Origin of the sequence: Lysinibacillus sp. NPDC094403, from assembly GCF_050278745.1 — a bacterium.
Taxonomy (GTDB): Bacteria; Bacillota; Bacilli; order Bacillales_A; family Planococcaceae; genus Lysinibacillus.
The window spans coordinates 118,488-138,628 of the sequence record NZ_JBNNTL010000004.1; the positions used below are offsets into that span (position 1 = coordinate 118,488).

General features: G+C 38.9%; 21 protein-coding genes. 1 reads left to right on the forward strand and 20 read right to left on the reverse strand.

Going from position 1 to position 20,141, the window contains the following annotated elements; translation table 11 throughout:
• Positions 1-36 precede the first annotated feature (36 nt).
• The 6 genes from ACQKMV_RS09055 to ACQKMV_RS09080 all read right to left on the reverse strand — a co-directional run bounded on the left by ACQKMV_RS09055 (position 37) and on the right by ACQKMV_RS09080 (position 5,335).
• On the reverse strand, positions 37-1,020 hold the full coding sequence (locus tag ACQKMV_RS09055) for a biotin--[acetyl-CoA-carboxylase] ligase (protein WP_427503502.1): 984 nt from the start codon (positions 1,018-1,020) through the stop codon (positions 37-39).
• 414 nt (positions 1,021-1,434) lie between these two features.
• Positions 1,435-2,613, reverse strand: coding sequence for a CCA tRNA nucleotidyltransferase (locus ACQKMV_RS09060; protein WP_427503503.1), 1,179 nt, complete (start codon positions 2,611-2,613; stop codon positions 1,435-1,437).
• Entirely contained in the window at positions 2,600-3,745 is a 1,146-nt protein-coding gene (bshA, locus tag ACQKMV_RS09065; protein WP_427503504.1) for an N-acetyl-alpha-D-glucosaminyl L-malate synthase BshA, read from the reverse strand. The genes ACQKMV_RS09060 and bshA overlap by 14 nt, the downstream gene beginning before the upstream one ends.
• A gap of 33 nt (positions 3,746-3,778) precedes the next feature.
• Positions 3,779-4,183 carry a methylglyoxal synthase gene (mgsA, locus tag ACQKMV_RS09070; protein ID WP_427503506.1) on the reverse strand — a complete coding sequence of 135 codons (405 nt, stop codon included), beginning with the start codon at positions 4,181-4,183 and terminating at the stop codon, positions 3,779-3,781.
• 19 nt (positions 4,184-4,202) lie between these two features.
• Complete coding sequence (gene dapB / locus ACQKMV_RS09075; protein ID WP_427503508.1) at positions 4,203-5,000, reverse strand: 4-hydroxy-tetrahydrodipicolinate reductase; 798 nt, start codon at positions 4,998-5,000, stop codon at positions 4,203-4,205.
• Positions 5,000-5,335 (reverse strand): nucleotide pyrophosphohydrolase, encoded by a 336-nt coding sequence (locus ACQKMV_RS09080; RefSeq protein ID WP_427503509.1) that lies wholly within the window; start codon positions 5,333-5,335, stop codon positions 5,000-5,002. Before ACQKMV_RS09080 ends, dapB begins: the two co-directional genes overlap by 1 nt.
• Before the next feature lie 115 nt (positions 5,336-5,450).
• On the opposite strand from ACQKMV_RS09080, the gene ACQKMV_RS09085 reads away from it, so the two are divergent.
• The gene (locus tag ACQKMV_RS09085; protein WP_427503510.1) at positions 5,451-6,320 is read left to right on the forward strand and encodes a YitT family protein; all 870 of its coding nucleotides are present in this window, start codon (positions 5,451-5,453) and stop codon (positions 6,318-6,320) included.
• A 508-nt stretch (positions 6,321-6,828) separates the two neighbouring features.
• Here the strand turns inward: ACQKMV_RS09085 and ACQKMV_RS09090 are convergent.
• The 14 genes from ACQKMV_RS09090 to aroC all read right to left on the reverse strand — a co-directional run bounded on the left by ACQKMV_RS09090 (position 6,829) and on the right by aroC (position 19,788).
• The gene (locus tag ACQKMV_RS09090) at positions 6,829-7,503 is read right to left on the reverse strand and encodes a zinc metallopeptidase (protein ID WP_427503697.1); all 675 of its coding nucleotides are present in this window, start codon (positions 7,501-7,503) and stop codon (positions 6,829-6,831) included.
• Between the two features lie 60 nt (positions 7,504-7,563).
• Positions 7,564-8,160 (reverse strand): DUF1405 domain-containing protein, encoded by a 597-nt coding sequence (locus ACQKMV_RS09095; protein ID WP_427503511.1) that lies wholly within the window; start codon positions 8,158-8,160, stop codon positions 7,564-7,566.
• 495 nt (positions 8,161-8,655) lie between these two features.
• Positions 8,656-9,450, reverse strand: a complete 795-nt coding sequence (locus tag ACQKMV_RS09100) for a c-type cytochrome (protein ID WP_427503513.1) — start codon at positions 9,448-9,450, stop codon at positions 8,656-8,658.
• A gap of 42 nt (positions 9,451-9,492) precedes the next feature.
• Positions 9,493-10,167, reverse strand: coding sequence for a menaquinol-cytochrome c reductase cytochrome b subunit (gene qcrB, locus ACQKMV_RS09105; RefSeq protein ID WP_049666761.1), 675 nt, complete (start codon positions 10,165-10,167; stop codon positions 9,493-9,495).
• Positions 10,168-10,185: 18 nt separating this feature from the next.
• Positions 10,186-10,689, reverse strand: coding sequence for a ubiquinol-cytochrome c reductase iron-sulfur subunit (locus tag ACQKMV_RS09110; RefSeq protein ID WP_427424617.1), 504 nt, complete (start codon positions 10,687-10,689; stop codon positions 10,186-10,188).
• 155 nt (positions 10,690-10,844) lie between these two features.
• The gene (locus tag ACQKMV_RS09115) at positions 10,845-11,294 is read right to left on the reverse strand and encodes a DUF2487 family protein (RefSeq protein WP_427503514.1); all 450 of its coding nucleotides are present in this window, start codon (positions 11,292-11,294) and stop codon (positions 10,845-10,847) included.
• A gap of 142 nt (positions 11,295-11,436) precedes the next feature.
• A complete protein-coding gene (locus ACQKMV_RS09120; protein ID WP_132359230.1) occupies positions 11,437-11,994 on the reverse strand; it encodes a ReoY family proteolytic degradation factor in 558 nt (185 codons plus the stop codon).
• A gap of 14 nt (positions 11,995-12,008) precedes the next feature.
• Entirely contained in the window at positions 12,009-13,277 is a 1,269-nt protein-coding gene (locus tag ACQKMV_RS09125) for a tetratricopeptide repeat protein (RefSeq protein WP_427503515.1), read from the reverse strand.
• A 274-nt stretch (positions 13,278-13,551) separates the two neighbouring features.
• Positions 13,552-14,838, reverse strand: a complete 1,287-nt coding sequence (gene aroA / locus ACQKMV_RS09130; RefSeq protein ID WP_427503516.1) for a 3-phosphoshikimate 1-carboxyvinyltransferase — start codon at positions 14,836-14,838, stop codon at positions 13,552-13,554.
• Positions 14,839-14,930: 92 nt separating this feature from the next.
• A complete protein-coding gene (locus ACQKMV_RS09135; protein WP_427503517.1) occupies positions 14,931-16,031 on the reverse strand; it encodes a prephenate dehydrogenase in 1,101 nt (366 codons plus the stop codon).
• Positions 16,028-17,128 carry a histidinol-phosphate transaminase gene (gene hisC / locus ACQKMV_RS09140; protein ID WP_427503518.1) on the reverse strand — a complete coding sequence of 367 codons (1,101 nt, stop codon included), beginning with the start codon at positions 17,126-17,128 and terminating at the stop codon, positions 16,028-16,030. The genes ACQKMV_RS09135 and hisC overlap by 4 nt, the downstream gene beginning before the upstream one ends.
• A gap of 18 nt (positions 17,129-17,146) precedes the next feature.
• On the reverse strand, positions 17,147-17,515 hold the full coding sequence (gene aroH, locus ACQKMV_RS09145; protein ID WP_323649260.1) for a chorismate mutase: 369 nt from the start codon (positions 17,513-17,515) through the stop codon (positions 17,147-17,149).
• The gene (aroB, locus tag ACQKMV_RS09150) at positions 17,512-18,603 is read right to left on the reverse strand and encodes a 3-dehydroquinate synthase (protein WP_427503519.1); all 1,092 of its coding nucleotides are present in this window, start codon (positions 18,601-18,603) and stop codon (positions 17,512-17,514) included. Before aroB ends, aroH begins: the two co-directional genes overlap by 4 nt.
• A gap of 3 nt (positions 18,604-18,606) precedes the next feature.
• Entirely contained in the window at positions 18,607-19,788 is a 1,182-nt protein-coding gene (gene aroC / locus ACQKMV_RS09155) for a chorismate synthase (RefSeq protein ID WP_427503521.1), read from the reverse strand.
• Between the last annotated feature and the right edge of the window lie 353 nt (positions 19,789-20,141).

A 20,141-nucleotide genomic window follows, 5' to 3' on the forward strand; every position in this document is an offset into this window, starting at 1 on the left:
AGCTGCAAGTTTCATATGATTCTTGCAGCCTTTTAGTTATAAAATTTTTATATCTCCAGCATAAATTGTTCGGACTGTACCATTATCCTCTGTTAGCTGTAGTACACCTTCATCCGTAATCCCACTGGCAATGCCTTCAAAGCGCTCGCGTAGAGTTGTTACTTCAATACGTTGTCCAATAGTACATGACATTTGTTCCCAGAGCTTTTTAATGCTAGTAAAGCCCTCATCCACGTATAATTCCGTGAATTGTTCTAAATATTGTAAAATAGATGCGACAAGAGCCGCACGATTAATCTCCTCACCCGCTTCTAAACGTAAAGATGTAGCAATATCAGCAATTTCTGGGGAGAAATCCGATTCGACTTGATTTGCATTTATACCTATGCCTACTAGCAGTGCTTGTACACGGTCTGCCTCAGCCTGCATTTCTGTTAATATTCCTGTACATTTTTTACCGTTAATGAGCAAATCATTTGGCCATTTAATGGCTGGTTCGATCTGTTTATATAATGTTTTAATAGCCATCGTAACTGCAACTGCTGCGACAAGCGTATACGATGAAGCTTGCTGAGGAGTAACATCCGGTCTCACAATAATGGTCATCCAAATACCTGTGCCATTTGCAGATTCCCATGGACGGGCCATTCGACCACGACCGGCTGTTTGTTCCTCCCCGATGATAATAGTGCCATGTGGAGCGCCTTCCTGTGCAAGCTTATGGGCGATTGTTTGTGTTGAATCTACAACATCAAAATAATGAATTTCACGTCCAAAACGTTCCGTATTTAAAAATAGTTCAACTTGTGTTGGACTTAAGCTATTTGGCACACCAGTCAGTACATAGCCCTTTTTCTTTACGGTTTCAAATGTATAGCCTTCCTCCTGTAGCGACTGCATATGTTTCCAGATAGCTGTACGTGATACTCCAAGGGAATCTGCTAGCTCCTGACCTGAAACCGCTTCACCATTAGCAGCTAATATTCTTTTTAAAATTTCATCCTTCATAGAAATACTCATGCTAATCAATCCTTTATTAAACTCTGCTATAAATTTTTTTATTTACTTGCAAAATATTGATTCAATTGTATTTATCATACTGTAAATTATGACAATTGACCACAATCTATCATCAAATATCTTTTAGCTACTAGTTATTCGTTGTTAACTATTTTGCTTCGGTTCGTTGGATCGCCGTCATAAAGTAGGGTTGATTTCCGTTCCGGCTGGGCGCTTTTATCGCTGCCGCTTCGCTTTCGCACAGAGCATAGCTTCTTGGAGTCGCCCAGCCTCCACTACAATCAACTTATACACATGGTACACCTCTAGCTTTTGGTGATAAGAAAAAAATATTATAGAACCAAAAACTAGAACTTAAACTAATAAGGAGCCGTCTCATTTATGTTTTGAGACCGGCTCCTTGTTTAAAAATCGTCATTCTTTTTTAAAATAATCGTGTTCTATCCAATTCTTAATCTGTTGTCGGTCATTTTGAAGCTCGCCATTCACAATTGCTTCAAGCATCGCCTGCAACGCTTCTTTTACCCATGGTCCACCCTTTTTTCCAGACCATTTTAATAAGTCCGTACCGTTTACAATAAGCTCCTGTTTATGTTTTATGGGAAGTTTTGACTGTATTTCATGAATACTTTGCTGTGGCATTTGAACGTCAAGCTGTCTCAGCTCCGCAAAATAACAAGCTGCCTCGAGTTCCTGTTGTGTATACAAAAAGTAATCCATGTTTGTCCAGCCATTTTGGAAAGCTGTAAAAGCTGCTACTACAGCTTTTACAAATGCCATCTCCTTATTCGATAAACGATAGCTTCCTAGCACTTCTCTCCAATGATCCCCCTGCAACACTGCAAAATATGCCCAGCCTAATAGCTTGTCCTGCGTGTTAAATTCATACCAGTCATTAGATTGAAAAGTACCATTCAAATAATTCACTAAGCTACTTTCCTCAAGCTTTCTTATACCATTAAAAACATCTTTCCCTACCCATAACTTATCGAGCTCTGCCTTTATGCGCTCCTTCGCAATCCAAGAAATACTATCAGCCTTGTCCTGCATTGCTTTCAAGGTTTCTGATTCAATTAGAAAACCAAGCTGTGCAGAAAAACGCACAGCTCGTAGCATTCGTAATGCATCTTCTGAAAAGCGTTTCTGTGCGTCACCAACAGCTCGAATGACACCAGCATCAATATCTTGGCGTCCTCCGTAAAAATCAACAAAAGACTCATCACGACGCATCGCTATGGCATTCATCGTAAAGTCTCGGCGCTGTAAATCTTCTTTTAACGAACGTACAAAATGCACTTCCTCGGGTCTACGGTGATCCGTATATTCTCCATCTGTGCGATATGTCGTTACCTCCACCGATCCAGCTGGCATGATAACAAGTACCGTCCCATGCTGAATCCCTATATCAACAGTGTGATTAAAGACAGACTTTACTTCGTCTGGCATGGCATTTGTTGCAACATCTACATCGTGAGCAGGACGGCCGAGTATGGCATCTCGTACCGCACCACCGACTATTACTGCTTCAAAGCCTGCTTTTTCTAGTTGTTCAATAACTGAATAGGCTGCTTGCCATTCTTTATTGTTTTGCATGATTTCTTTCAGCAACCTTTTCATACAATTTTTCATATTGTTCTACAATTTTAGATGAATGGAATTTTTCATCAACAGCACGGATAGCTGCTTCGCGGAAGCGTTGTAATTTCTCTTCATCATTCAATAGGTCCACGGCATATTCTGCTACTGCGTCCGTATCACCTAATTCTACTATATAGCCATCTACACCATGCTCAATGACTTCTGGAATACCACCTACAGCTGATCCAATACAAGGTACACCACAAGCCATTGCTTCAAGTAAAACTAGCCCGAATGATTCCTGCTGTGATAGTAATAATTTAAGGTCACTTATCGCATACAATTCAGCCAAATTTTCTTGTTTGCCTAAAAACAGAACATCCTTCATATAAGGACTTTCTTTTACTTGATCCATTACACGATGCTTTTCTGGGCCATCTCCTACAAGTAACAGCTTTGCCTTCATGTTTGCACGAATCTTCATAAAAGCGTCTATAATATGCGGGAGATTTTTAATTTTACGGAAGTTAGATACGTGAATAATAACTTTTTCATCTTCTTGAATGCCAAATTGTTCCTTTAAAATTCCTGGATTGCGCGGGAAGTATTCACGTTCATCAACAAAGTTGTAAATCGTGTTAATAGGCTTTACTGTATCAATGAGCTCATAGGTTTGTTGCTTTAATGCCTCTGACACTGTCGTAACGATATCAGATTTGTCAATGCCATACTTAATTGCCTGTGAAAGAGTAGAATCCTGCCCAAGCACCGAAATATCTGTACCATGTAACGTTGTGACAATTCCAATGTCACGACCACTCATTTCACGTGCTAAAACAGCACAGACAGCATGTGGGATTGCATAATGCACATGAAGCACATCTAGTTCTTCATCCTTAATCACGTCCGCCATTTTACTCGCTAATGCTATATCATATGGCGAATATTGAAATACTGAATAATTGTTAACTTCTACTTCATGGAAAAAGACGGTTGGATAAATTTTATTCAATCGAAATGGTACGCTTGAGGTGATGAAATGAATTTCGTGTCCTCTCTCTGCAAGCATTTTTCCTAATTCTGTTGCAATAACACCAGAGCCTCCAACGGTTGGATAACAGGTAATGCCAATTTTTAGCTTTTTCATTCGATTATCATCCTTTCTAAATCACGTCTTTTTTTATTTTCGTCTTTCTTGAATCAGTCTCCAATCCACAAAGCCTTCTTGTAGGCCTTTCAGTAGTATTTCTGCAGTTCCCATATTTGTGGCTAGTGGCACTTGGTAAACATCACAAAGACGAATAAGTGCAGAAACATCCGGCTCATGTGGTTGTGCTGTTAAAGGATCACGGAAAAAAATGATCATGTCCATATCATTATTGGCAATCATTGCGCCAATTTGTTGGTCGCCACCGAGTGGTCCTGAACGAAAACGTGTTACCTCTAAGCCTGTAGCTTCAATAACACGCTGTCCTGTTGTACCTGTAGCAAACAACATATGTTCATTTAAAATATCTCGGTAAGCAATAGCAAACTGTACTAAATTATCTTTTTTGCGATCATGTGCAATTAATGCGATTTTCATTAAGCTTCCATCCCAATCTTTAGATGATGTTTTCTAAACCATATACAAGTTGATCCATTTTCATAACCTCTTCTACGCAGAATGCTACTCCTGACATAAAAGAATTACGATTTAAAGAATCATGACGAATTGTTAATAGCTGCCCATCTCCACCAAATAAAACTTGCTGGTGTGCCACTAAACCTGGTAAACGAACAGAGTGAATACGCATGCCATCAAATTCTGCCCCTCTTGCACCCTCAAGTGTTTCTTTTTCTTCTGGATGTCCTTGCATTTTTTGTGCTCTCACCTCTTGAATCAATTGTGCCGTTTTAACAGCTGTTCCAGATGGAGCATCTAGTTTTTGATCGTGGTGCATTTCAATAATTTCAACATCCGGTAAATATTTTGCTGCTTCCTTAGCAAATTTCATCATCAGGATTGCCCCTATCGCAAAGTTTGGAGCAATTATACAGCCTAGCTCTTTTTCTTTTGCAATTGCTGATAATTCCACAAGTTGTGCATCTGTAAAGCCCGTTGTACCAATTACAGGTCTTACATTTAAAGTCAAGGCCTCTTTAGTATGTTTGTATACTGAATGCGGGCTTGTTAAATCCACTAATACGTCTGGTGCAGTTGCCTCTACAAGCTCAGACATATCTGTAAAGATTGGAGCCGTATAACTTGCTGGAAACATTTCCAAATCAGCTAATGTTTTTCCTACTTCCTTATAATCTAGTACAGCTACTAATTCCATTTTGTCATGCTTCATGACGGTATGTACAGCCTCAGCCCCCATTTTTCCTCTAGGTCCTGCTATAGCTACACGAATTGACATTATTCTTCATCCTTTCTAGTCCAGCGACCTTTATCTCTTGTTTCAAATTTATGTATAACTCGTAAAAGTGCTTCATCTAATTTAATGCCCTGAGCATTTGCAAAGCACACTAAAACAAAGAAAAAGTCACCTAATTCTTCTTCAATACTGTTTACTTCCTCTGTACTCTTTTTCTTCTTTTGCCCATAAACGTCCTGCACCTCGCGAGACAATTCACCAAGCTCCTCGGTTAAACGTGCCAGTAACTCGAATGGCGGGAAGTAGCCTTCCTTAAATTGTCCTATATAATCATCCACACGCTGCTGTAAAGCTTGCATTGTCATTTGTTCAGTCATTAAAATCACACTCCTACTTACCATCGTATAAAATTTACACCGGTGTTGTCAAAAACAATAAAATGTCAGATAATAGATAGTATTACTTCATATGTTTGGGACTTCAGGAGGTCATATGCTAAAACAGATCAAAATCCGTAATATCATTGCAATAATGCTCGGAGCTGCAATTTTTAGCTTCGGCTTCGTCCACTTCAACATGCAAAATCAGCTTGGTGAAGGTGGATTAAGTGGGATTACACTCATACTATATTTTACAATAGGCTGGGACCCTGCCTTAATGAATTTACTATTAAATATCCCTATGTTTATTATTGGTTATCGTTTACTCGGGAAAAAATCATTTATTTATACGCTTGTTGGAACTTTATCTGTTTCAGTTTTCCTTAAAGTTTTCCAAAAATATCAATTTACTATTCATTTAGAGGACGATATGTTACTTGTAGCTCTTTTTGCTGGGATTTTTGTTGGACTAGGGCTCGGTATAGTCTTCCGCTTCGGTGGTACAACTGGTGGTGTAGATATTTTAGCTCGCCTTGGGCATAAATATTTTGGCTGGAGTATGGGTAAAACGATGTTTATCTTTGACGCAATTGTCATTATCTTATCATGGCTAACGTTTTTAGATGAACGCTCTATGATGTATACCCTTGTTGCGGTATTTGTTGGCGCACGTGTCATTGATTTTGTTCAAGAAGGAGCATATGCAGCACGCGGAGCACTTATTATATCTGAAAAATCGAGCGCCATTGCTGAGATGATTGCATTACGAATGGAACGCGGCATCACTATACTTGAAGGTCATGGCCATTTTACTAAGCAAAAAAAAGAAGTTATTTATTGTGTTATTGGCAGCAATGAGGTTGTACGCTTAAAATCTATTATTCATGAAGTAGATCCTCACGCTTTCGTATCTATAATAGAAGTACGAGATGTTGCAGGTGAAGGCTTCACACTTGATGACCAAAAACAACCGATCCATTAAATATTATATGGCTTATCACCATAAGTTGTGGATGACATTCGCTAAGACATATTCCTTGTATACAAGTTAATTGAAGTGGAGCTGGGTGACTCCTTGGGAATCAGCGTCACAGATGAGACCCTGGAGAGAGCATGTAGGGGAACGAAGGCGTTAATCACATCCTGTGATTAACGCCTTCGTGACCAACAACGTGTTGCTGCCGCTACGTTTACACTACGCTTTCGCACAAAAAAACATCTGCTGCTGCCGCTTCGTTTACACTGCGCTTTCGCACAAAAAAAACATCTGTTGCTGCCGCTTCGTTTACACTACACCTTCGCACAAAAAACATCTGCTGCTACCGCTTCGTTTACACTACGCTTTCGCACAATAAACATCAATAAAATGCTAACAATCTGATTACTCTCCTCAAATAAAAAATTTGTTGGAGGTGAGCATTTCAGTAAAAACATAGTTTAAGGATTAAAAAACTTGCTATAGTGAAATACCACTACAACAAGTTTTTTCATTAGTCGTCATTTCTCATATTTGTAAAGATTAATACTAAACGTAGTAACTCTAATACAGCAACTGCTGCTGCGGCAACATATGTTAATGCTGCAGCACTTAATACTTTTCGTGCTGGACGCTCTTCTTCATTTGTAATAATTCCTAAAGAATTCATTTGCACTAACGCACGCTTTGAAGCATCGAACTCTACTGGTAACGTTACTAATTGGAAAAGCACACCTGCTGCCAATAATACAATACCTAAAAGTAACATATTCGAACTACTTGCAAAAATACCAATCATTACAAATATCCAAGACATATTAGATGAAATATTTGCAACTGGTACTAGCTTACTACGTAATGTCAGCATTGAATAAGCTTCTTTATGCTGGATAGCATGGCCAACCTCGTGAGCAGCAACTGCCGCACCAGCAATACTCGCCTCGTAGAAATTACTTTCCGATAAAGCAACTGTTTTTGTCGCCGGATTATAGTGATCAGACAACACACCTTGCGTTGGAACAACTCGTACATCATATAAGCCGTTCGCATCTAAAATCGCACGCGCTACCTCTGCACCTGTTTGTCCCTTCATTGTACGTTCATTTGCAAATTTATTATACGTGCCCTTTACTTTCATCTGTGCGTAGAGTGGCAGTAGCATTATTATTGCAAAATAAACAATATACATACTTGTCGACAATTTTCTAACCCCTTTCTACCTCGATACTATAATTCTATAATCAATTACCTAATTCGGCAAATATTTGCGCCACCTAATTGAGAAGATGGCTAAAAAAATAGTTGCAATTGATAACCAAAAAGTAAAATAGCCAATATAGCTTGTATAATCTGCTAAATCTCGATACATCGGCATTTGGCCAAATACATAATCAATCACATCATTATGCAATGTCCATACCGCCGCTACGACAACATGCCAATATGAAAATACATATTTACCGAGATATAGAACTGCTTGGACAGCCATCGCAAAATGCGAGCCCACAAGCATCCAGCCTTGCCAACCAATAGATCCAGTTTCAATCAGCGTCCAAATATTCATAACGTCAGCCCAGATTCCATATTTCACTAGTGTTATAAGTGCTAGCACTTCCATTAGCGGCCATTTTTTTCCCATAATCCATGCTAACAATACAAAGCAAAAGAATAAGCTGGCTGTCGGGCTATCTGGCACAAAAATATAAAAAATTGGCTTCGTGATGGCAAGCTGCCCTCCATACCAATAATATCCATAAATAGTTCCTAATAGATTGATAATAAGTAAAAGTATTAAAAATGATTTATGCGTAAGGAGATACCAGATGTTTGCACGTGTAATTTGCATAATTAAAACTCCTTTATCTTCTGTCTTTACTAAGATGCCTTTTTTAACTGTTATTATGTATAAAATAATCTTTAATTTGCCACATTCTTTCTATTAATGAATATTGGCAATATTTTTTTGCTCATATCCATAACGTGGGGTTGATTTCCGTTTCGACTGGGCGCTTTCCTGGGGCGTCCAGTCGGAACGGAAACAACTTATATATAGCTTACGTTTCAGCCAATGTCATCCTAAACTAACATTTGTTGATGAGCTTTTTTTAACATTCCTCTTAAAAATAGACCACATCAAATGTTAGGGTATTACACACGGTTAGGACTACATAAATTCCGGTGAATTCCCCGCCACTTTCGAATATATTAAATTGTATGTATATCCTAATAAATATTATAGAAGCAAATATATTTTTAGCGGGAACTTTTTTGACGTTGTAACAGTCACATTATTATACTAGAAGAAAAAAAGAGCCAGTTTCCTGACTCTTTTAAACTATACTTATTTATCTTCTTTTAAGCTCGCAATAAATTCAGCTAATTGCTTTGATTCTTCATCTGTACCATTGAATTGTTTAGGTGGCATTTTGCCACGACCATTATGCATAATATCTTCAACTTCTTCAGCTGTTAGTGTATTACCAAGTAATTTTGGAGCAGCTGGGCCACCTTTTAAGTCAGCCGCATGACAGCCGATACAAGTTTTAGCTGAGTCACCTGCTTCACCATTCCAAATTTTATAACCTGGTAGTGATTCATCAATAGTAACTTTAACTTCTTTTTCAATTGCGCCCATTGCTTTTTGAGCTTCCCAGTCATGGTTAGCAACAGCTTCCCATGTTAAGTAAAACATAGCTGCCAGAGTCAATAACATAAACGCTGTTGGTAACGGACGTTTAGATGGACGACGTTCTGGACCTTTATCTAAAAATGGCATTAATAATAGCGCTCCAAATGCAAGACCTGGAATTACAATTGCTCCAATAACATTATATGGACCAGAAGCATATGAATATTTTAATAATTGATACATGAATAAGAAGTACCAGTCCGGTAATGGCACGTATGCTCTTGTCGGATCAGCTGGTCCTTCAAGTGGTGATGGATGTGCAACTGTTAAAATTAAATAAGCAATTAAAAATACAGCACCAACCATCCATTCTTTTAGTAAGAAGTTCGGCCAGAAAGCTTCCGTCTTACCTGGATATTCGGAATAATCCTTTGGAACGTTCGGCATTCTGTGATTCGCTTTAATACGAGAATCACCAACAAATTTCATTCCTTTTCCGCGATGCATTATGTCCCCTCCTTTAAAAAATCATCGAACCGTCAAGAACTATTACAACGGCCCTGAAATTCCTTGACGACGAATCATGATAAAGTGTGCTGCAAGTAACCCAAACAATACTGCAGGTAAGAAGAATACATGAATCGCAAAGAATCGTGTTAACGTTTGAGCACCAAGAATAGTTGAGTCACCCGCTAATAAGATTTTAATCCATTCACCGATAAACGGTACAGATGCAGCAATTTCGATACCTACTTTTGTAGCGAATAATGCTTTCATATCCCAAGGTAATAAGTATCCTGTAAAACCAAGACCCATCATTACACCAAAAATACCTACACCAACCATCCAGTTTAATTCACGAGGTTTCTTATAAGAACCTGTAAAGAATACACGAAGAGTATGTAAGAACATCATTACGATTACTAATGAAGCTCCCCAGTGGTGCATACCGCGTACGATTTCACCAAATGCTACTTCGTTTTGTAAATAATAAACTGATTTCCAAGCATTCACTACGTCTGGTACATAGTACATTGTTAAGAACATACCTGATAGTATTTGTATTACCGTGATGAAGAAAGTTAATCCACCGAAACAGTAAACGAATGCTGAAAAATGATGTGCAGGGTTCACGTGCTCTGGCACTTCGTGGTCGGCAATATCACGCCAAATTGGTGTAATATCTAAGCGTTCATCGACCCAATCATAAATTTTATTTAGCACTTTTTTGTACCCCCCTTACTAAACTAGAGTATTTGCTTTAGTTGGACCAAGCAATAAGTAACCAGCTTCTTCTTTAACTTCATATTCATCCAGCGGACCTGTTGGTGGTGTTCCTGGTATGTTTTTACCATTCTTCTCGTAACGTCCACCATGACAAGGACAGAAGAATTGATCTGGGTATTCTGAATTTTCTCCCCAGTTCACCATACATCCTAAATGCTTACAAACAGGAGATAATGCAACGATTTGATCGCCTTGTTTGAAAACCCATGCTACGTTTGTTACTTCTGATTTGTACCATGCATCAACTTGTTCAAATTTTAAGTCAACTTTAACAGGTTTGTCAGTAATATCAGCGATTTTATGCTCTGTTTTTATAAAGTTCCCACCACCATGTTTTTGTAGTACTGGGTCTATTGCAAAACGAAGCATTGGCATCAGCATACCTGCCGCCATAAAGCCACCTACACCAGTTAGTGTATAGCTTAGGAATTGACGACGTGAAACTCGATTATTACTCATTTTTTTCCCCCCTCTAACTTAAAGGTCAGTCCAACGGACATACTTTTACAAATAGTAATACTAGGACATATCTATGATATATCAAGTCCATAGCTTGGTCAATATAGCATTTCTGTGGAAAGATGGAGAATGTGAACATTTATTGAAACAAATTGTTAAATTTGTGCCCATTTGGTCGAAAGCATCGGAATCACTTGTCGCAATTGATCTTCGAGAATGGAGTTCTTCACGCCTTTATCCATACTTTCTAACGGAATCGCTGGTAGCCAAATAACATTTACTTCATCTCCAATATTTGTCCAAAAATGGTCACAAGTAATGAAGAACACATGCTTAAAACCAGCATTATGTAATTGTGCATCTAATTGCTTCGGCATATCTTCGTTTTTTAATGTTGCACTATACGAAAATGGTGGCATTAGTAATAGACGGCCTTTAAATTGTTGTTCGATAAAAGATGTGAGGGACAACAAAAAATCCGCCTCTGTACCACTCTGTTTCATTTTTTCAGGAGTTAAATCGATGGATACGAGTGGAACGATTGCTGTATCGATAAATTCCTTCTGTGCCATAAACGATGTCACATCGCTTGTATTAAAATACATTTCGCAAACCTCCTCTTGTTGCAAAAATAAAAATGCCCTTCTCCACTCTTCAATAGGATAGCCAATAAAAAGTGAAAACAATCATTCACTTGATATGTTATCATATTGAGGTAGATAAAGGACATTCAATTTTTACATATAACTAACGTAAATTAGCCGTTTCCTTTAAAGCTTGTAACAAATTAGACAATTCATAAAAGCGCTCTTCATTTCCTTGATCGAGGGCTTCATCAATTTGTGCGAGTAATTTTTCTTCCTGGAATACGAGTAAGCTGTTGGAAAGCAGCTCTTCTGCCAGTAAACGATCTTTTTCACTGACAATCAGTGCTTCCGGCATATAAGGGTTTTCTTCAAGAACTGCTAAGTATTGTGCACTTGGAGGTACATTTGGAAAATTCAATTGTATATACATATCTTCATGTTCATGTAAGCGTAAATCATGGAAAGATTTCTCAGCATCCGCTGTCATTACATTGCCTTTGTAAAAACGAAATGGCACGCCTGTTGAGTCAACTGTTGACATTACCATTGCTCTAGGGCAATAGTGAGCTTCTTCAACAAATCGAATTCGTTTTAATAACTCATCGTTGCTTAATAAGTAATTCAAAATCCATACACACTCACGACGTTTCAATTGATAATTTTTTAAAAACCATCTAACAAATGCTTTTTTATCGACAACTGATACAGAAGCAGTCATACCCACTCCCTCCTTTACTCAAATTCTAAGGTTTCTAACTTCTCTTGCCACTCTAGTTCACCCGGCTGAATAGTTATTAATTGACCGAGTACTTCTTTAGCTTCTAAACGCTTTCCTTCCTCTAATAAGAAGTAAACATATTTTTCTAAAAATGCTGCGTCTTCCTTAAAATCATTATATGCCAAATGGTAAAATTCGTATGCACGGTCGTACAATTCTAAATTTTCATATGCAACCGCAGCAAATGGGTATAAGGTGCTCCATTCAAAATCATTTTTTTGTAACGTTTCAAATAATTCTATTACATCCTCATGACGCTCTTGCTGTTCCAACACAGAGATCAATGCTAATACCGCTTCCATGTATTCAGGATCTAAAGCAATGGCTTCACGTAGATGCTGCTCGCCCTCAGCTGGCAAACCAGTTTTTAAAGCCATTTTTCCAGCGAATAAGAATAAGGACTTATCGTATTCGTCACGCTTTAATCCTTCTAGAATGGCAGCGTATGCTTTTTTATTGTCCTCCGTCATTGCATAGCTTTCAGCAAGCAATAAATAGGCAGAGAAATAATCAGGGTCCAATTCTTTTAATTCCTCTAATTGTTTAATCGCCATTTCGTATTTTTGTGATTGAAAGGCTGAATACGCTGCACCAAATAAAACATCTGGCTTCACTTCATCATCAAGAGCTTTTAAATAGTAATCTAAGGCCGTTTCATAGGCAGCTCCTGCACGATACACTTCAGCAAGTCGTTCAACAAGACTTACTCCAGCAAATGCAACTTGTTGTTCATACAATTCTTCATATAGTCTCGCAGCCTCTAAAAAACGACCAGTTTCAAATAAAAGCTCCGCTTTAGCAAATTGTAATAATGGCTCCTCTGGTAATATAGATAGCGCCTCATTGATTCGCATTTCTGCTACTTCAAATAATCCCTGCATTTGATAATAATCCGCTAATACTAATAATGCTTGAGGGTATTCTGGAGATGTCTCCTCTATTTCTAATAAAAAATCTAACGCTTCATCTTCAGCGCCTAATTCCATTAAGACGTTTGCACGATCAATTTTCAACTGTGCCTCTTCTGGGAATAAAAATTGTAAATGCTCCAGTACACGGTCAGCTTCCTTCATATACCCATACTGCATAAAGATTTCTGCTAGCGTATAAATTTCCTCAGGTAACTCCTTTGTTAAAAATGTTTCAAGTAGCTGTTCAATTAATGCTAAGTCCCCTTGTTCAAGTGCTTGCATCATTTCAGTCATCGCATTGTTCACAGTCATTCACCTATTCTTTCATTAATACCTTTATGCTACAAAACATTTTCTTTCGAAACAAGAAAAAACTCCCCAAATGATTTGGAGAGTTTAGCATCAATTCGCATTGGCTTAATTGATGTTGGTCACTCTGATCGTGTGTTGTTGTTTTTGTGCTGTCGCTTCGCTTTCGCACAGATAAAACCGTATTGTTGCTGTCGCTTCGCTTTCGCACAGATAAAACCATGTTGCTGACGTTTCACTTTCCATACAAAAACATTTACTGAATGAAGATAAGCTTTTACTTTACTTCCTCAATATGCTCGAAGAACGATGGGTAAGAAACCGCAATACATTCTGCGTCATCTAACGTTACAGTACCATCTGTTATTAGTGCTGCTACAGCACCCATCATTCCTATACGATGGTCACCATAGGTTTGAAGGCTAGCACCACGTAATGGAGTTGGTCCTTCAATAATCATTCCATCCTCAGTCGCTTCAATATGAGCACCTATTTTTTTCAATTCATCCACTACAGCCGTTATCCGGTCTGTTTCCTTCACTTTTAACTCCTCGGCATCCTTAATAATAGTTTTGCCGTTTGCCTGCGTTGCTAACAAAGCAAGGATCGGGATTTCATCGATAAGACGAGGAATAATATCTCCCTCAATTGTAGTTCCTTCTAATGTTGAAGTTTCGATTGTAATTGTTGCTGTCGGCTCTGATTGGCTATCTTCATTCGGCATAACTGTTATCGATGCACCCATATTATGAAGCACTTCGATGATACCATCTCGTGTTGGATTAATTCCGACATTTTCTAGCGTTATTTTACTATCCTCACAGATAGCTCCTGCTACTAAGAAAAAGGCCGCAGATGAAATATCACCTGGTACAGAAACATGCGTCCCTGTTAATGTTTGCCCTCCTTTTAGTGAAATAACACCATCCATCTCATCAACCTGTGCACCGAATTGGCGTAGCATTCTCTCAGTATGATCTCGGGATACTTCAATTTCTCGCACAATTGTCGTACCTTCAGCACGTAAGCCTGCCAGTAATACAGCTGACTTCACCTGTGCACTCGCAACAGGCATGTGGTAATCAATAGCTTGTAATGCTGTACCTTGAATGGCTAATGGCGTATATTGCCCATCTGCCCTTCCGGTAATTTGAGCACCCATCTGACGTAACGGATCAATAACACGGCGCATCGGTCGCTTTCCAATTGACGCATCCCCTGTCATTACTGAATGTACTTTAGATCCAGCTAGAATCCCTAGCATTAAGCGTGTCGTCGTGCCAGAGTTTCCTGTGTATAGTACCTCTGTAGGCTCTTGCCACCCCTCTATACCTGGGCTGTCGATAGATACATTTGTTCCTTCTACGTTAATTTTCACACCGAGCTTGCGGAAGCAATCAATTGTACTCAAGCAATCCTCACCTAATAAAAAGCCGTCAACTGTCGTTTTACCCGTTGCAATAGCTCCAAACATAACCGAACGGTGAGAAACAGATTTGTCACCAGGAATCGTTAAAGTCCCTTGTAAGGAAGGTTTATTATATTGTAATATTTTTTCACTCATCGTTTTCTTCCCTCCAATATGAAGATAGAAAGCGCCGTAATTCCGACGCTTTCTTTTAAACTAGCATTTCCTATTAAGATTTCCTAGGCCGCCTATGAAATATAGGTTTCATAATTAGCACGTTTTTGTATACACGCTGCTGCACGTTCACGGTCACTTTCGCTTTGTAAGCTAATAACAAGAATCCCGAAAACGTCTTCTCGTGACTCTACGATACGTAAATTCGTAATACTAATCGCTTCGTCTGCAAGTAAGCCTGTCACCTCAGAAATAACCCCCGGATAGTCCGGAACATCAACATATAAGTCAAATGATGTGAACATTGCTCCTGCACTAATCGGTAATTCATCTCTTAGCTCTTTGGCAACTGAAAAGTATGTTTCAATGTCATCTGAGCTACCATTTAAAAGTAGCTCCTTAACACGACTCATTTCCTTTTCCCAGCCTTCTAGCTGTGCAATAAGTTCATGGCGATTCTGTAATGTAATATCTCGCCATAAAATTGGATTGGACGATGCAATACGCGTTACATCACGGAAGCCCCCTGCAGCAAGTGAGCGCGTCATCGGATATTCCCCATTTTCTCCGCCCAACTGATGCACTAGAGAAGCAGCAACTACATGCGGAAAGTGACTAACTACAGCTGTCATATGATCATGCTCACGAGCAGATACACTTACAACTTTTGCATGTGTAAATTTTAATAAACTTTCAAGCTGTGCCATATTGACAATTTCTTCACCGGCAAGCGGTGTAAGCATATAATACGCATTTTCAAAAAGGTGAGCCTTTGCAGCTAAAACACCACTTTTATGTGAGCCTGCCATTGGATGTCCTCCAATAAAGGTAATGCCTAATTCACGTAGTTCCCCAGCCTTTTGCATAATCATTTTTTTAGTACTTCCTGTATCTGTTACGATTACTTTATTTTTTAACGGCCATGTTTTTAATTGTTCCATCCATTCAAGTGTTGCGTTGACGGGCGTTCCAAAAATGATAACATCTACGTCGGCCGCAACTTCTTTTGGATCTGTCGCAATATCATGAACAATATTTAACGTTTTCGCATGTTCACGTGTTTTCCCATCCATATCATAGCCAATAATTTTTGTTTCTGGTGCCTTTTGTAATGCCAAGGCAATCGAGCCACCAATTAGGCCTAGCCCAATAACGAGCACTTTGCGCGTCGTCATGCAAAAACTCCTTGCTCTTTTAGGACGTTTTCAAGGTGACCTAACAATGCTTCATTTTGAGCCTCAGTTCCGATTGTCACGCGGATAAACCCAGGTAATCCTAACGCATTTCCACTACGGATTATAAAGCCTCGTTTCATTAGCTCATTGAAAACAACATCACTATCAGTATTCGTATTAAAGAAAATAAAGTTCGTATCAGAAGGGAAGTATTTCAAATTATGTTTTTCACAGAATTCAATATATTGTTTTTTACCTTTTTCATTTGCTTCACGGCAAGCTGTTATATATTCTTGATCACTTAAAGCAATTGCCGCAACTGCTTGACTTAAAATTGTATTATTAAATGGCGCTCTTACTGGATCAAGCTTAGCAATTACTTCTGGTTGCCCAATTGCATAGCCAACTCGGAAAGAAGCAAGACCATATGCTTTTGAGAATGTACGCATTAATAGTACATTTGGAAACTCGTTAATTAAAGGTAGAGTATCTTTATGACCAGGATGCGTTACGTATTCGATATACGCTTCATCTAATACTACTAGCACGTCACTCGGTAACTTAGCTAAAAATGCACGCAATTCAACATCAGGTATTATAACACCTGTTGGATTATTTGGACTACAAACCCAAACGATCGATGTGTTATCATCAATTGCCGCCACCATTTTATCTAGATCATGTGCACCTTCGATACAAGGGACTCTACGTACCTCTGCGCCTTCAATTTCAGCATTGTGCCAGTATTGAGAGAAGGATGGGTCTGCCATGACTGTGTTTACACCTGGATACAACAACGCACGAGTAATAATTGCAATGATATCGTCGGAGCCGTTCCCAAAAAGAAGTTGTGTTTCTTTGACACCTAGATGATCTGCAACAGCCGTACGTAAATTTTGCGCATAGCCGTCTGGATAGATAGCATGATTTACTGAACTATTTTGTAAATAAGCAGTTACCTTAGGTGAGCACCCAAATGGGTTTTCATTAGATGCTAATTTTACAACTTCTTGTAAGCCATATTCACGTTGTACTTCTTCAATTGGTTTACCAGGCTTGTATGCATGCATATCGTCCAATTGCTGTTTCCATTTCATCTTAAACATCTCCTCTAATTATTTAGCTTGGGCTAAATCTGGTCTTAATTTCACTGCATCATTAAGATACAAGTGTTTTACATCCTTTTGTGCCACTTCCACATTCGCATGTATTAATACACGAATACAAAGTGGCAATGCGTTCGGCACATCCATTTCATGTGTACACATGACAGGTACATATTGCCACCCATCCATTAACCGTACAGCACGTGCCGGAAAAGCTGACGTAATATCCGGTGTTGTGGATATTAGTATGGAAGCAATATCATCTACTTCCACATTATTAGCTGCTACTACTTCACTCACTAATCTTGCTGTTTCATCCCACACAAGCTCTGGCTTGTCAGATTCAATTGTAATTGCTCCTCTAAGTCCACGAATCATACAAGCACCTCCGCTAATAGCTGTCGGAATTCGGCATCTACTTCTCTGCACTCCGCTAAATCAATTGGTTGCACGAAGGGTTTACCAATTTTATCCAACAACACAAATTGTAAAATACCATACTCCGCTTTTTTATCTTTCATTAAATACTCTGTTAACTGTTCAAAGGAATACTCTTTCACAGCTTCAAATGGATAGCCATTCTTTACTGCAAATTGCAAAAATGCTGTAGTGAAGTTACGATCAAATTCACCGTATCGTTCACTTAATAATAAGCAGTATACAAGTCCAATCATTACAGCCTCACCATGCGCTACTTTTCCATAACCAGCAGCCGCTTCTATAGCATGCCCATAAGTATGACCTAAGTTTAAAAATTTTCGCACGGATTGCTCGGTTTCGTCCTCAGCTACAATTTGCGCTTTCACTTCAATTCCTTTTCTAAGCTGCTTCGCTAATTCTTCTGTACTGAAATGAATAACTGTCTCTGCAGCCATTAATTCCTCTAACCACGCTGCATTAGAAATCATCGCATGCTTGATCACTTCTGCCGTTCCTGAACGTACCTCGCGCTCAGATAAACTTTCGATAAATATTGTATCGTAAATAACTCCCTCAGGCTGATAAAACGCACCAATCATATTCTTACCTAGTGGATGGTTAATAGCTGTTTTACCGCCTACTGCTGAGTCATGTGCTAAAATCGTCGTTGGGATTTGAATGAATGGCACCCCACGCATATAAGTGGCTGCAACAAAGCCTGTTAAATCACCTACAGCACCCCCACCAAATGCAAAAATAAATGATTTACGTGAGCATTTTTGTTCCAGTAAAAATGTTTGTGCTACATTATATTGTTCGAAGGTTTTACATGCCTCACCACCTGGTAAGACAAAAACCTCAAAATGATAAGGGAAATTAGCCTTGAAATAATCTCCTTGCGCTGCCCACACATTAGCATCCGTAAACACAATGAGCTTATCAGCTTTTTGAAGCTTATCATCAAATGCTTTTACTGCTTCTGCTAAAAAATTATGACCAAGAACAACTTCATATTGATGCGATTTTGTCGCTACTGGTACTCGCATAAATTAGAACCCCTTTGTATAACGACGGTGTTCGTCGATTTGAGCTTTTAGTTGAGGTAATTGATCGCTATGGAATTGTTCCAATATTGCATTCGCTATTTCCCAGGCAATAACGTGTTCAGCAACGACTGATGCTGCTGGTACTGCACAGCTATCCGAGCGCTCTACACTAGCTTTAAATGGCTCTTTCGATTCAATATCAACACTTTGTAACGGTTTATATAATGTAGGGATTGGTTTCATTACACCACGTACGACAATTGGCATTCCAGTAGACATTCCACCTTCTAAACCACCAAGTCGATTTGTTGCACGTGTATACCCTTCTTCCTCTGACCAAATGATTTCATCATGTACTTCAGAGCCTTTACGGCGTGCCATTTCAAACCCTATTCCAAATTCAACACCTTTAAATGCATTGATAGATAACATTGCAGCTGCTAATTTCGAATCTAGCTTACGATCATAATGAACATATGAACCGACACCAGCTGGCATTCCTTCAACGATGACTTCAACAACACCACCAATTGAGTCACCCGCTTTTTTCGCTTCATCAATTGCCGCCACCATTTTTGCAGAAGCCTCTGGGTCAACGCAATAGCAAGGATCCGCTTCAACAATGGCGCGAATTTCATCTACCGATTTTCCTTCCACTATGGAAGTGTCTGCCTTAATACCAATGATTTCTGTTACATGTGACACTATGGAAATGCCTAATTCATTTAAAAGCGCTTTTGCAACAGAACCTACTGCTACACGAACAGTTGTTTCACGTGCAGAGGAACGCTCTAACACATTACGTAAATCACGGTGTCCGTATTTCATACCTCCCACTAAATCTGCATGACCTGGACGTGGACGTGAAATTTGACGTTTGATTTCTTCGGGATTCACATCTTCTGCCAATGGTTCTGCTCCCATAATTTTTGTCCAGTGCTTCCAGTCATCATTTGTGACTACAAGTGCTACGGGAGAACCAAGTGTTTGTCCATGACGAACACCAGAGACTATTTCCACTGTATCCGTTTCGATTTGCATACGGCGACCGCGTCCATGTCCTCCTTGGCGACGTTTTAAATCGTGGTTAATTTTTTCTGCTGTAATTGGTAAGAGCGATGGTAAGCCCTCAATAATTGTTGTTAATTGGGGGCCATGTGACTCTCCCGCTGTTAAGTAACGCATAAACACTTTCTCCCTTCAACTCGCTAAAGTATGTATTTTTCACTATAACATATATTCTTTAAAAAAACAGTCCTTTTGCAAATGTCGTTTAAGACTCGTTTTAATTTTTAGTAAATTCCGAATTGTCCCAGCAACTACTATTATTTTTAAGTACCTTTAATGTTAATCTAGAGCACTTTGTTAAATTCGAATATTCTGAACTATTTATTTAAAAAAGATAGTGTCTTCATCTCCACTAATTGGTAGTCTTCACTATCAGGGGGCAGTTTATTTCCCTATCTAACTTATTGCTTTCCCTGTGTTGTGAAATAACTAATAAAAAATACGCTTTTGCTTATAACAAGCGAAAAGCG